Source organism: Streptomyces sp. NRRL S-646, from assembly GCF_000720765.1.
Classification (GTDB): Bacteria; Actinomycetota; Actinomycetes; order Streptomycetales; family Streptomycetaceae; genus Streptomyces.
Genome location: NZ_JODC01000010.1, coordinates 340,546 through 354,258 on the forward strand (window position 1 = coordinate 340,546; position 13,713 = coordinate 354,258).

A 13,713-nucleotide genomic window follows, 5' to 3' on the forward strand; every position below is an offset into this window, starting at 1 on the left:
ACGGCGGTTACGGAGCTACAGCTCGACGACGACGGCACCGATGTGCCGCCCCTCGATCACCTCCAGCAGGGTCCGGGGCGCGTTCTCGATGCCCTTCACCCGCACATGGGGAAAGATGATCTCCCCCGCCCTGAGCCAGGCGCCGAACCGCTCGGTCCACTCGTCCTTGTCCGCGAAGTCGTCCGAGCTGAAGCCGCGCATCTCGATCCGCTTGTGGATCAGCGGCAGTGAGTCGAGCTCCACGGGCGCCGTCGTCCCGGTGCCGTTCTCGGCCAACTGCCCGGACAGCGCGCCGATCAGCACGAACCGGGCACCGGGCCGGGCCGCGTCGACCGCCGCCCGCAGCTGCTCGCCGCCGACGTTGTCGAAGCAGACGTCGATGCCTTCGGGTGCCGCCTTGGCCAGCTGCTCGGCAAGGGGGCCCGCACCGCGGACCACCACGTCGTCGTAGCCGAGTTCGGCGCGCAGCCGCTCGGCCTTCTCCCGGGAGCCTGCGCTGGCGATGACCCGCCCGGCCCCCAGCCGCCGAGCGATCAGCCCGGCCATCGAGCCGATCCCACTGCCGCCGGCGGACACGAACACCGTGTCCCCGGGCCGGAGTTCGACGCCGCGGGTGAGTGCCGCGTACGCCGTCCAGCCCTGCTGGAGATGGGCGGCCGGGTCCGGCAGCACCGTACGGTCGATTCGACGGCACTCGGCGGCCGGCACGACGGCGTACTCGCGCCAGCCCTGCCAGTGCTGGACCAGGTCGCCGGGCATCAGGCCGCCGTCCTCGGGGGCCTGGACGACCTCGCCGATCGCCGTCCCGACGAGGGTGTCGCCGGGGTTCAGCACCGGGAACGGGGTGTCCCGGGTCGCCCCCGCGATGAGGATGCGCAGGGTGGCGAAGACATGGAAGAAGAGGTTGCGCACCAGTACCTCGCCCTCTCCGGGCGGCACTACGGGTGTCTCCACGACGCCGAAGTGCTCCGGCCGGGGCAGCCCGGTCGGCTTGGCCAGCAGACGGACTTCTCTCTGGGTGGCGGGCAGGACTGCCATGCACGCTCCTGAACGGGATGGACGTGAGGGAGTGAACCCCCGGAGCACAGGGGGTGACCGAGGGACTCCAGCGTGAAGCGATCCGGGCCGTCCGCTCCAGTCGCGGCCTCGGACTGGAGCATTTCTTCCATCCGGGGCGTCCCGCTGAAGGAACCTGACACCGTGCGCGGAGGCGGCCGCCCGGTCCGTGGTTGCGGCGACGACGTACGCGCACCGGGGCGGGCTGTGGGAAATCGTCATCGCGGACGGCGGCGATGGAAGGAATCCTCCATCTCCCGGCGTTGGCTGGAGGACCTCCTTGCCCCGCCTCCACGCTGGGTCGTGGTCGGCCGGCGTGCCCCGCTCACGGGGGCCGGGCCGGCGTGTCGACAACGGTGGAGAGGAACCCCGATGACTGCTGAGCGTGTGCTGACGCCGACTCCCACGGCGTACCGATGGCGGTGGCTGGCGCTCACCGCCCTGCTCCTCGGTGAGGCGATGAACCTGCTGGACGCGACCATCGTGCAGGTCGCCGCACCGGCGATCCACGCCGACCTGGGTGGGTCGGTGTCCGACATCCAGTGGTTCACGACCGCTTACACCCTGCCGTTCGCGGTGCTGCTGATCACCGGTGGCCGGCTGGGGGACATCGCCGGCCGGAAGCGGCTGTTCGTGATCGGTGTCACCGGATTCATGCTCGCGTCCGCCGCGTGCGCCGTGGCGCCCTCGGTGGGGCTGCTGATCGCCTTCCGGGTGGTGCAGGGAGCGGCGGCGGCCGTGATCATTCCCCAGACCATCGGTCTGATCAAGACGATGTTCGCCGGGCCCGAGATGTCCAAGGCTCTCGGCAGCATCGGCCCCGTGATGGGTCTGGCCGCCGTCTGCGGCCCGGTGCTCGGCGGTGTACTGACGCACGCCGACCTGTTCGGCTCGTCGTGGCGTGCGGCGTTCCTGGTGAACGTGCCCGTCTCGCTCGTCGTGCTCGCGATCTCGCCCAAGCTGATGGAGAACCGGGCGCCCAGGCGGCCCACCCTCGACGTGGCCGGCACGCTGCTGGCCATGGCCGGGATCGGGCTCGTCGTCTACCCGCTGATCGGTGCGGACCTCGCGGCGCTGTCGGGGTGGAGCTGGGGTGCCATCGCGGCCGGGCTGTTCCTGATGGTGGTGTTCTCGGTGCACCAGCGCGGGGTGGCGATCAACGGGCGCAGCCCGTTGGTGGAGCGGAGCCTGTTCGCCCACCGCGGGTTCCCGGCCGCGCTGGTGACCTCGACGGCCTTCTTCGCCGTCACCAACGGTCTGATGATGGTCATCGTGCTGCAGCTCCAGCTGGGCCTGGGGACGGACGTGCTGAAGGCGGGCCTGACGCTGGCGCCGTGGTCGGTGGGGCTGGCCGTCGCGTCCTGGATCGCCGGTGCGCACCTGGTCAGGCGCTACGGGCACCGCATGATGTCCCTCGGCCTGGCGGTGCTGCTGGTGGGCGCACTGGCCGCCATCGCGGTCTACCACGAGGCGGACCCGGACGCATATCCCACGCTGCTGCTGTTCGCGCTGGGAGTCGTCGGGCTCGGCGTGGGCCTGTTCAGTCCCGCGTTCTTCACGATCGCCCTGAAGCCGCTCCAGCCGCAGGAGATCGGCTCGGCCGCCGGGCTGCTCAACGCGGTGCAGCAGCTGGGTGCGACGCTCGGGGTGGCGGTCCTCGGCAGTGTCTACCTGGGCAGCGCGCACTCCGGTGACGGGGCGTCGGCACTGCACGCCGTGCAGCTGGCGTTCTGGGTCGCGGTCGCGCTGATCGTCGTGAGCTTCGTGACGAGCCGGATGATGATCGACAAGAACGCGGTCGCGGACGCGGGGGCGGGACACTAGCCGGACCCTTCGGGACGGAATGCCTACGGCAACGGCGAGCAAGTGCGGGAAACGGCGGCGGCCTTCGGGTCGCCGCTTCGGCGTGTACGTCGGCTCGTGGCCGGCCACTGCTTCCTCGCCCCCGCCGCCCCTACCCGTCCCGTCCCGTCCCGTCCCCGGGGGCTCCGCCCCCGGACCCCCGCTCCTCAAACGCCGGAGGGGCTGAACTCAGGCACCGTCAGCCACGACTGCGCGGCGGTGTCGCGGAGCGTCTTGTGCGGGACAGGTCCGTGATGATCGGGCTTGCCGCCTTGAGGTTCTGCAGGACCGGGCTGGTTTCCAGGGTGTGGATCGCGTCCAGCGATCCCAGGCGGCGGGCCAGGTAGTGGTGGAGGTCGGCCGGGTCGCGGCACAGCGCCTGGGCGACCAGGTTCGTGGGGCCGGTCGTCGCTGCCACGAAGGCCAGTTCGTCGTGGCCCGCCAGCGTCGTCGCGACGTGTTCCAGGTGGGCCGGGCTCACCGACATCCACAGCAGCGCCCGTGTGTTGGCGCCGAAATGGCCCGTGTCGACCTCGACATCGAAGAAGATCGCGCCGCCCGCCTGCAGATCCGCGAGCCGGCGCGCGACGGTCACCGGAGACCAGCCCGTCGCCTGCGCGAGCTCCGCGTGCGTGGCCCGCCCGTCCTTCTGCAGCGCGACCAGCAAGTCGGCGTCGCCCTCGGCGAGTTGGCGCGGCACGGGCACGTACGAGGTGTCGGCCGCCTCGTGCTCCCGCAGGACGGCCTGTTGATGCTCGGCCAGCGTGTTGGCGCTGCGGCGCCAGTTCGTCGGACCCCCGAGGTACGTGTGCAGCAGGCAGTGCGCGGACACTGCGGTGATGTTGTTCGTGCGTGGAATGTCGCGCAGGAGGAGCGAGTTGTGCGCCGCAGCGTCCGTCGGTGTGTGGATGATCGCCACGATCTCCGTACCGCCGGACGTGAGTTTCACCCATGAGGTGTCCTGCCGGCGTACGAGCGCATGGGCCAGATCCTGCGCGGAACTCGCTGCCGCGGTGAGCCGGACGATCCACTGCGTCTGCCCCGCCTGATGGGGGTCCGACAGCCCCACGACCCGCAGGGACGCCTCCGTGCGCAGCCGTCGATAGCGGCGCGCGACGGTCTGCGGCGACACGTCCAGCGCGTCGGCGATCTGACTGAAAGGTGCGCGGCCGTCGATGTGCAGCGCGTGGATCAGGGCACGGTCCAGGTCGTCCAGCATGCACACATCCTTCAGTGGGGGCCTGCTCCGTGGAATAAAGTTGAAGATAACGCAGAGCACGCTACCATCGCAGCCGCAAGGCCCCACAGAATTCCATCAGTTCACCTGGTTCAGTGCTCGGTGCGGAGATGAGCGGACTTTAACGCTTCAGCCGCCAGGAAAAGATTCGGCACTTTTGGCGGATTCTTGCATCCTTGATGATCCGCCTGCGCAGATCGCGCCTTTCCGTTGAATTGAACTCGTCTTGGGGAGGATTTTATGATGGAGCTGAAGACGCCTTCCGTCGGGGTCGGGCAGACCGCGCTGTTCATCGCCTGGATGCGGCAACTGGAAAGCGAGCGTCCGGATCCGTTGTTCCGGGATCCGCTCGCCGCAGCGATGCTCGCGGCGCTGGCCGAGGACCCCGTCCTGGCCGACGTCGCCGCGGTGATCAAGCAGACCCACACCAGTGCGGCGGGCTTCCCCACCTACTTCGCGGTCCGCACGCGCTTCTTCGACGACGAGATCCTCGCCGGGGTCCGCACCGGGATCCGCCAGGTCGTCACGCTCGCCGCCGGCGTCGACGGACGTACCGTACGGCTGGACCTGCCGTCCGGAACCCGCTGGTTCGAGGTCGAGCTGCCGGAGATGACGGAGTTCAAGGACGCCCTCATCGAGCGCTCCGGACTGCCACTGGCGTGTGAGCGCCACGGAGTCGCCGCGGACCTGCGCGAGGACTGGCAATCGGCGCTGCGAGCTGCGGGTTTCGATCCGGCGCAGCCGACCGTCTGGCTGATCGAGGGACTGCTCATGTACCTCACCGACGAGGCCGGCGAGGCGCTCCTGGCCGGTGTGAGCGGGCTGTCCGCGCCGGGCAGCAGGCTCATGCTGGAGCACCTCAAGGCGGCCATGCTCCAGGAGGAGGGCAGGCCGGTGCGCGAGCGGGTGGAGGAGCAGGGAGCCACCTGGCTGTCCGCGCGCGACGACCTCGAGCAGTGGCTCGGCGGCCACGGCTGGCAGGCCAGGGTGTACGCCGGTGACGACCCGCGCATCGGCCACGGGCGCACGGTCGCGCCCCTGCCGGCGTGCTGGCTGACCACGGCGACACTCACCGGTCCTGCGGACTGACCGGAACTCGACGGCCCCTGGCCGAGAAATTCGGAATTCGATATTCCGGTGTCGGCTTCATCGCCGGGGACTTGTTTTCCGCCACCGTGCGGAAACTTTTCCGGCGATTGGCCGAGACGGATCGTACGCCTCGGGTTTGCCGGAGGTGACGAAAGGGGAAAGAGTCGCGTTCGACGGCGCGCGACGTCTTTCCGTGAGGTTCATCTCACCGTTAATCGAGGCAACTTCGCCGCGGGTTATGGCGTCTGCCGGTGAAGGGTTTCCGATATTGCCCGACACCTCTCTTTTCCGGAAGGATTCCCATGTCTGACGACACCGCACGCCCGCACGGCCCCAAGGAGCCGCGCGCCCGCAGCAGCGGGCACTGCGTGGTCCTCGGGGCGAGCATCGCCGGTCTCTTCGCGGCCCGGGTGCTGTCCGGCACGTTCGGCCGGGTCACGGTGGTCGACCGGGACGAGCTGCCGGCGGTGGACGACAACCGCCGTGGAGTGCCGCAGGGCCGGCACGCCCACGCGATCCTGCCCGCCGGCACCCGGGGGCTGCAGGAGATGTTCCCCGGCCTGCTCGAGGAACTGGAGGCGGCGGGCGTCCCCGTGGTGCGCGAACCCACCGAGATGCACTTCGCACCCGGCGGCCATCTCCTGTGCCAGGAAGGCCGTTACGCCGACCCCACCCCCACCTACCAGCCGACCCGGCCCCAACTGGAGCGCCAAGTCCGGCTCCGGGTGGGGAAGTTGCCCGGGGTCGAGATCATCGACCGGTGCGAGGCGGCGGGACTGCTCAGCACCCCGGACGGCACCCGCGTCACCGGCGTACGCCTGGTGCGGCGGGACGAGGGCACGGAGCGGGAGCTGGCCGCCGACCTCGTCGTCGACGCGACCGGCCGCGGCGGCCGCACCACCCGCTGGCTCGCCGACCTCGGCTACACACCGCCCCGCGAGGACAAGCTCGCCGTCGACATCAAGTACGTCAGCCGGAACCTGCGCCTGGCACCCGGCGCCCTCGGCCGCCGGAAGGTCGTGATTGTCGGCGCCGAACCGCAACGCCCCACCGGCGCCACCTTCCTCCAACACGGCGAGGACCACTGGATGCTCACCCTGATCGGCTACGGCGGCCACCACCCGCCGACCGATCCCAGCGACTTCCTCGAGTTCGCCAAGCCCATCCTCCCCTCGGACGTCTTCGAGGCGCTGTGTGCCGCCCAGCCGCTCGACGATCTGGTGGCCCACCGCTACCCGGCGAGCGTCCGCCGCCGCTACGAACGCCTCGACCGCTTCCCCGAAGGGCTGCTCGTCTTCGGCGACGCGATCTGCAGCTTCAACCCCGTCTACGGGCAGGGCATGTCGGCCGCCGCCCTCCAGGCCGAGGTCCTGCGCGAGTGTCTCGCCGGCGGGCCGGACCGGCTCGCCCACCGCTTCTTCCGGGCGGCCGCCCGCCGTATCGAGGTGGCCTGGCAGATGGCCGTCGGCAGCGACCTGGCGCTCCCCGAGGTCGCCGGACCCCGGCCGCTCCCGGTTCGCCTGACCAACGCCTACTTCGAGCGGCTGCTGACCGCCGCCGAGCGGGACCCGGCGCTCACCCAGGAGTTCGTCAAGGTCAGCTCGCTCCTGGCGTCCCCCCTGATCCTGCTCAACCCCGTCACTGTCGGCCGGGTGGTGCTCGGGAACCTGCTCCGACGCCCCTGACAATGCACCCGTAAAACGCGGTCCGTAAAACGCGCCGCGTGGCTGAAACCTGCCAATTTTCGGCATTCTGAATTCCCGGTGAAGTAAAAAGTGAGTACTTGACTTCCGGGTTTTCGGACCCATAGCGTGCCGATCGTCCGAGAAATTCGAAAGGAATGATTCGGAATGACAAATTCCGTGATCCCTGTCGACGTACGGATTCCCGACCGTGCGGAACTCGTCGCACGGGCCGAAAGCCTGCGGGGCCTGCTGTGGGACGACGCCGTCGAGTGCGAGCGCGAGCGTCGGATTTCCGACCGGGTCGTCACCGCCATGACGGAGGCCGGGCTGCTGCGCCTGCAGACCCCGCGCCGTCTCGGCGGCTACGAGACGGACATGCGCACCCTCCTGGACGTCGCCACGGCGCTCGGCCGGGGCTGCCCGTCCGCCGCCTGGATCGCGGGCGTCCTGAACGCCGGCAACTTCATGGCCGCCCTGTTCCCGGCCGCCGCCGGCGACGAGGTCTGGGGCGACGACCCCGACGCCCGCTGCGCACTGGTCCTCGGCCTGCCCTCGCCCGCCGTGGAGCCGGTGGACGGCGGCCTGATCGTCAGCGGCGAGTGGGCGTACGTCTCCGGCTGTCTGCACGCCCAGTGGGTCAGCGCCCTGATCGCCGTACCGACCGACGGGGGCCGCCCCGACGTGCGGTTCGCCCTGCTGCCGGCCGACGAGGTCGCCGTGAAGGACACCTGGTACTTCGCCGGGATGCGCGGCACCGGCTCCAACACCGTCGTCGCCGACCGGATCTTCGTGCCCGACCACCGGCTCGTGCCCTACCTGCCGATCCTCAACGGCGAGACCGACGGCGTCGTCGACCCGGCCCTGCCCTACCGCAACAGCCTGACCGGACTGTTCGCCATCGGACTGATCGGCGCGCTGATCGGCGGTGCCGAGGCCGCCCTCGACTTCGTCCGCGCCAAGGGCCCCACCCGGCCCGTGGCCGGCAGCACCTACCGCGACCAGACGCAGTCCCCGACCTTCCAGCTCGACCTCGCCGAGGCCACCTCGAAGATCGACACCGCCAAGCTCGTCGCCGCCCGCATCGCGGACACCGTCGACGAGCTCGCCCGGGCCGGTGTCAACGCCGACCTCACCGTCCGCGCCCGCAACCGCCTGGAGTCCGCGCAGGTCGGCCGGTTGTGCCGGGAGGCCGTCGACACCCTGCTCACCGCCCACGGCTCCTCCGCGTTCAACGAGTCCAACCCGCTGCAGCGGCTGTGGCGCGACATCAACGTCGGCAGCCGCCACGCCGGCTTCGGCATGGGCATCCCCGAGCAGGTCTACGGCCGCGCCCTCGTCGGCGGCGACCCGCGCGACATCAGCTTCATCGTCTGAACCCGCACCTCAAACCCCCCACCGTTAAGGACACGCATGTCTGACAGTCGAATACCCACCGACCAGACCGAACTGCGCGCCCACAACCGGGCGATCGTCGAGCAGTACATGAACACCCGTGGCGAGGACCGGCTCCGTCGCCACCTGCTGTTCACCGAGGACGGCACGGGCGGCCTGTGGACCACGGAGAGCGGCGAACCGATCGTCATCCGCGGCCGGGACCGGCTGGGCGAGCACGCCGTCTGGTCGCTCAAGTGCTTCCCCGACTGGGCCTGGACCAACATCGAGATCTTCGACACCCAGGACCCGAACCGCTTCTGGGTCGAATGCGACGGCGAGGGAAAGATTCTCTTCCCCGGATATCCGGACGGGTACTACCGGAATCACTTCCTGCACTCCTTCCTCTTCGAGGAAGGAAAAATCAGGCAGCAGCGCGAGTTCATGAATCCCTGCCAGCAGTTCAAGGCTCTGGGAATCGACGTCCCGCGCGTCCAGCGTGAAGGAATCCCGACCTGACGCGGCGCCCCGCACAGGCGGCCCGTCATAACCCGAACGTAAACCCTCTCCGTCCACGGGGGAATTGTTGTGGGACAAGCACTGTCCGAAATGCACAGGGCCGAAATCCAGCGGGCCAAGGCCCTGCAACAGCCCGAGTGGCCCGACCCCGCCCAGGTCCAGCGGGTGCGGGAGATCCTCGGCTCCCGGCCTCCGCTGGTCCGCTTCGACGACGTCCGCACTCTGCGCTCGCTGCTCGCGTCCGTCACCACGGGCGAGGCGCTCGTGGTCCAGGCGGGCGACTGCGCCGAGGACCCGGAGGAGTGCACGGCCGAGCACGTACGCCGTAAGACCGCGGTGCTCGACCTGCTGGCCAGCACCCTGAAGATGCTCACCGGCAAGCCCGTCCTGCGGGTGGGACGGATGGCCGGCCAGTTCGCCAAGCCCCGCTCCAACAACTACGAGCAGATCGGCGAACAGGCCCTGCCCGTCTACCGCGGGCACATGGTCAACAGCCCCGAGCCCGACCCCGAGAGCCGCCGCCCCGACCCGCTGCGCATCCTCACCGGCTACATGGCGGCCGGCGACATCGTCGAACACCTCGGCTGGCGCGCCCCCGCACTGCGCGCCTGGCCCGGCATCGAGCCCCTGGTGTGGACGAGCCACGAGGCGCTCCTGCTCGACTACGAGGTGCCGATGATCCGCGAACTCGGCGACTCCACCCGCTGGTTGGGGTCCACCCACTGGCCGTGGATCGGCGAGCGCACCCGTCAGCTCGACGGCGCCCACGTCGACCTGCTCGCGGATGTGGTGAACCCGGTCGCCTGCAAGGTCGGCCCCTCCATGACGGTCGAGGAGATCACCTCGCTGTGCGAGCGTCTCGACCCGCTGCGCGAACCCGGCCGGCTCACCCTGATCTCCCGCATGGGCGCCGACACGGTCGGCGAGCGGCTGCCGTCGCTGGTGGCGGCGGTCCGCTCCGCGGGCCACCCGGTGATCTGGCTGTGCGACCCTATGCACGGCAACACCATCACCGCGCCCGGCGGCAAGAAGACCCGGCTGCTGACCACCATGGCCCGCGAGGTCCAGGGCTTCGGCCACGCGGTCGCGGCGGCCGGCGGCGTCGCGGGCGGGCTCCACCTGGAGACCACCCCGGACGACGTGGCCGAGTGCGCAGCCGACGCCTCGGCACTCGGCCGGATCGGCGAGCGGCACACCACCTTCTGCGACCCGCGCCTCAACTCCCGGCAGGCCGTCTCCCTGGTCACGGCCTGGGCCGACGCCCTGTGAAAGGAGCTCCCCCCATGCCCGGCCTACCGCCCATCGCGCCGTACCACCTGCCCACCCCGGCGAGCCTGCCGCAGAACGTGGCGGACTGGACCCCGGACCCGGACCGCGCCGTCCTGCTGGTCCACGACATGCAGCGCTACTTCCTGCGCGCCCTGCCCGACCCGCTCCGAACCGAACTCATTGACAACGCTGCCATGTTGCGCGGACGGGCCGCCGCCCTCGGCGTCCCCGTGGCCTACACCGCGCAGCCCGGCCGGATGACCGACGAACAGCGCGGCCTGCTGAGGGACTTCTGGGGCCCGGGCATGCGCACCGACCCCGCCGACCGTGAGGTGACCGGAAAGCTGGCGCCCGCCGAGGAGGACTGGGTGCTCACCAAGTGGCGCTACAGCGCCTTCTTCCGCTCCGACCTCCTCGACCGTATGCGCGCGGCGGGCCGCGATCAGCTCGTCCTGTGCGGGGTGTACGCGCACGTCGGCGTCCTCGCCACCGCCCTGGAGGCCTACACCAACGACATCCAGGCCTTCCTCGCCGCCGACGCGCTCGGCGACTTCTCCGAGGACCACCACCGGCTCGCCCTGGACTACGCGGCCCAGCGCTGCGCGGTGGTCCTCCCGTCCGCGGAGGTGTTCGCATGAGTGCACCGCACGGCGATCTCCTGGGCCGGGTACTGGACCTCCAGGTCCCCGCCTTCGCCCTCCTGCACCGGCCCGAGACCGGCGTCCCGGACACCGTCGACATCCTCGTCGGCGATGTGACGCTGCCCCGGACACTGGCCGGCATCCCCCTCACCGCGAACTCCGGCGCCGACGACACCGAGCACGACGTCCTGGTCGTGGTGCCCTACCGGCAGCTCACCGAGCGCGGGTTCACCGCCCCCGACGACAGCGCTCCCCTCGTCGCGCTGTCCGTCACCGCGCAGGACCGGGTGCCCCTGCCCGAACTCCTGCTGCGGCTCCCGGACACACCGACGTCCGTGACCGCGCACGGCTTCGACGTCGACGACGAGCGGTACGCCGAGACCGTGCGCCGGGTCGTCGCCGACGAGATCGGCACCGGCGAGGGCGCCAACTTCGTCGTCAAGCGGTCCTTCCTGGCCGACATCGGCGACTACTCGCTCCGGGACGCGCTGGTGTTCTTCCGCCGGCTGCTGGAGCGCGAGCAGGGCGTGTACTGGACGTTCGTCATCCACACCGGCGAACGCACCTTCGTCGGGGCCACGCCCGAGCGGCACATCTCGGTGAGCGGCGGGAGCGCGGTGATGAACCCGATCAGCGGCACCTACCGCTACCCGCCGGCCGGCCCCACCCTCCAGGGGGTCACCGAGTTCCTCGCCGACCCCAAGGAGACCGACGAGCTGTACATGGTCGTCGACGAGGAACTGAAGATGATGGCCCGCATCTGCGAGGGCGGCGGCCGGGTCCTCGGCCCCTACCTCAAGGAGATGGCCCGCCTCGCCCACACCGAGTACTTCATCGAGGGCCGCACCGACCGCGACGTGCGCGACATCCTGCGCGAGACCCTGTTCGCCCCGACCGTCACCGGCAGTCCGCTGGAGAGCGCCGCCCGCGTCATCGCCAAGTACGAGCCGGAGGGCCGCGGCTACTACAGCGGTGTGGCCGCGCTGATCGGCCACGACCGAGGCGGCGAGCGCGCTCTCGACTCGGCCATCCTCATCCGCACGGCCGACATCGACACCACCGGTCGCGTCCGCATCGGTGTGGGCGCCACTCTGGTACGGCACTCCGACCCGCACTCGGAGGTCGCCGAGACCCGCGCCAAGGCGGCCGGCCTGCTCGGCGCCCTGGAGTCCGGCCGGGGCGTCCGCTACGGCAGCCATCCGGACGTCCGTGCCGCCCTGGACCGCCGCAACGACGGCATCGCGGAGTTCTGGCTGAAGAACAACCGCCGACCACGCCACGCCATACCGGAGTTGACGGGACTGAGCGCCCTGGTCGTCGACGCGGAGGACACCTTCACCGCGATGATCGGACACCAGCTCCGCGCGCTGGGCCTGGAGGTGACGGTACGTCGCTTCGACGAGCCGTACGCCTTCGACGGCCATGACCTCGTCGTCATGGGCCCGGGCCCCGGCGACCCCCGGGCGGCCGACGAGCCCAAGATCGACCATCTCCGCACGGCGATCGGTCAACTCCTGGCCGAACGCCGGCCGTTCGTCGCCGTATGCCTCAGTCACCAGGTGCTCAGCCTGAGCCTCGGCCTCGAACTGGTGCGCCGGGACGTGCCGAACCAGGGGGTGCAGCAGGAGATCGACCTGTTCGGCAGCCGGGAACGCGTCGGCTTCTACAACACGTTCGCCGCCCGCAGCGCCGAGGACAAGCTGGACCTCCTGGGGACCGGGCTCGTGGAAGTCAGCCGGGACCCGGTGACCCGGGAGGTGCACGCTCTGCGCGGGCCGGGCTTCGCCTCGATGCAGTTCCACGCCGAATCGGTGCTCACCGTCGACGGACCGCGCATCGTCGGCGGCATCATCCGGGAGGTGCTCGGCCGTGCGGGTTGACATCGCCTGGTGGGACCTCGACGGCACCGGGCAGACCATCGACTCGCTGCGCGCGGACCTCGGCGACGGAGCGGTCGCCGAGTGGAAGGACGTACCGGGGCTGCGGCTGAAGCTGTGGCTGGCGGACCGGGAGTCCAACCGGTGGGGCGCGGTGATGCTGTGGGAGGCGGACCGCCCGGACGAGCTGCCGCCCAACCGGGCCGCGCAGCTGATCGGCGGCCCGCCCACGCACCGCGGCCGCTTCGACGTCCAGGCAACGGCAGCTACTCGGGGGGTTGAGCAACCGTGCACGAATACATAGTCGTCGACGCCTTCGCGCGCACCCCGCTCGAAGGCAACCCGGTGGCGGTGTTCTTCGACGCCGCCGACCTGAGCGCCGAGCTGATGCAGCGCATCGCCCGGGAGATGAACCTCTCCGAGGTGACCTTCGTCCTGCCGGCCGAGCAGGGCGGTGACGCCCGTATCCGCATCTTCACGCCGGTCAACGAGCTGCCGTTCGCGGGCCATCCGCTGCTCGGCACGGCGGTGGCGCTGGGCCGCACGCTCAAGGAGGACCGGCTGCGGCTGGAGACCGCCATGGGCGTCATCCCCTTCGAACTCGCCCACGACGAGGACGCGTCGACCGTACGCATGCAACAGCCCGTGCCCACCTGGGAGCCGTACGAACACCGTGACGAGCTCCTCGCGGCGCTCGGGGTCGAGGAGACGATCGCGCCCGTCGAGATCTACCGCAACGGGCCCCGGCACGTCTTCGTGGGCGTCGGGAGCGTGGCCGCGCTGTCCGCCCTCCGGCCCGACCACCGCGCCCTGAGCGCCTTCCCGGACATGGCCGCGAACTGTTTCGCCGGTTCGGGCACCCACTGGCGGGCCCGTATGTTCTCGCCCGCCTACGGCGTGGTCGAGGACGCCGCGACGGGCTCGGCAGCCGGCCCCCTCGCCATCCACCTGGCCCGGCACCGACTGGCCGAGTACGGGCGGCAGTTGGAGGTCCTCCAGGGCGTCGAGATGGGCCGTCCCTCCCTCATGCTCGCCACCGCGGAGGGCACCGGCGACACGGTCCGCTCGGTCGAGGTCGGCGGCCACGGCGTCGTCGCCGCGCACGGCACCCTCCGCGTCTGAACCCG

General features: G+C 70.7%; 12 protein-coding genes. 10 read left to right on the forward strand and 2 right to left on the reverse strand.

The window, feature by feature from the left end; genetic code table 11:
• Positions 1–15 precede the first annotated feature (15 nt).
• Positions 16–1,038, reverse strand: coding sequence for an MDR family NADP-dependent oxidoreductase (locus IH68_RS0127380; RefSeq protein ID WP_030940073.1), 1,023 nt, complete (start codon positions 1,036–1,038; stop codon positions 16–18).
• A 390-nt stretch (positions 1,039–1,428) separates the two neighbouring features.
• On the opposite strand from IH68_RS0127380, the gene IH68_RS0127385 reads away from it, so the two are divergent.
• Positions 1,429–2,880, forward strand: a complete 1,452-nt coding sequence (locus tag IH68_RS0127385; protein WP_030940075.1) for an MFS transporter — start codon at positions 1,429–1,431, stop codon at positions 2,878–2,880.
• A 217-nt stretch (positions 2,881–3,097) separates the two neighbouring features.
• Here IH68_RS0127385 and IH68_RS0127390 read toward each other — a convergent pair whose 3' ends face one another.
• Positions 3,098–4,117, reverse strand: coding sequence for an Lrp/AsnC family transcriptional regulator (locus tag IH68_RS0127390; RefSeq protein WP_030940077.1), 1,020 nt, complete (start codon positions 4,115–4,117; stop codon positions 3,098–3,100).
• A 258-nt stretch (positions 4,118–4,375) separates the two neighbouring features.
• On the opposite strand from IH68_RS0127390, the gene IH68_RS0127395 reads away from it, so the two are divergent.
• The 9 genes from IH68_RS0127395 (at position 4,376) to IH68_RS0127435 (ending at position 13,708) form a co-directional block, all read left to right on the forward strand.
• Positions 4,376–5,224, forward strand: a complete 849-nt coding sequence (locus tag IH68_RS0127395) for an SAM-dependent methyltransferase (protein WP_030940079.1) — start codon at positions 4,376–4,378, stop codon at positions 5,222–5,224.
• A gap of 302 nt (positions 5,225–5,526) precedes the next feature.
• The gene (locus IH68_RS0127400; protein ID WP_051833754.1) at positions 5,527–6,909 is read left to right on the forward strand and encodes an FAD-dependent oxidoreductase; all 1,383 of its coding nucleotides are present in this window, start codon (positions 5,527–5,529) and stop codon (positions 6,907–6,909) included.
• 165 nt (positions 6,910–7,074) lie between these two features.
• Positions 7,075–8,283: an acyl-CoA dehydrogenase family protein gene (locus IH68_RS0127405; protein WP_030940083.1), complete on the forward strand. Its 1,209-nt coding sequence runs from the start codon at positions 7,075–7,077 to the stop codon at positions 8,281–8,283.
• Between the two features lie 36 nt (positions 8,284–8,319).
• Positions 8,320–8,799, forward strand: a complete 480-nt coding sequence (locus IH68_RS0127410; RefSeq protein ID WP_030940085.1) for a PhzA/PhzB family protein — start codon at positions 8,320–8,322, stop codon at positions 8,797–8,799.
• Between the two features lie 90 nt (positions 8,800–8,889).
• Positions 8,890–10,068, forward strand: coding sequence for a 3-deoxy-7-phosphoheptulonate synthase (locus tag IH68_RS0127415; protein WP_030940087.1), 1,179 nt, complete (start codon positions 8,890–8,892; stop codon positions 10,066–10,068).
• Positions 10,069–10,082: 14 nt separating this feature from the next.
• Positions 10,083–10,706: an isochorismatase family protein gene (locus IH68_RS0127420; protein ID WP_030940089.1), complete on the forward strand. Its 624-nt coding sequence runs from the start codon at positions 10,083–10,085 to the stop codon at positions 10,704–10,706.
• Positions 10,703–12,589, forward strand: coding sequence for an anthranilate synthase family protein (locus IH68_RS0127425; protein WP_030940091.1), 1,887 nt, complete (start codon positions 10,703–10,705; stop codon positions 12,587–12,589). Before IH68_RS0127420 ends, IH68_RS0127425 begins: the two co-directional genes overlap by 4 nt.
• On the forward strand, positions 12,579–12,890 hold the full coding sequence (locus tag IH68_RS0127430) for a hypothetical protein (RefSeq protein WP_030940093.1): 312 nt from the start codon (positions 12,579–12,581) through the stop codon (positions 12,888–12,890). The genes IH68_RS0127425 and IH68_RS0127430 overlap by 11 nt, the downstream gene beginning before the upstream one ends.
• Positions 12,875–13,708, forward strand: coding sequence for a PhzF family phenazine biosynthesis protein (locus IH68_RS0127435; RefSeq protein ID WP_030940097.1), 834 nt, complete (start codon positions 12,875–12,877; stop codon positions 13,706–13,708). Before IH68_RS0127430 ends, IH68_RS0127435 begins: the two co-directional genes overlap by 16 nt.
• Positions 13,709–13,713 lie beyond the last annotated feature (5 nt).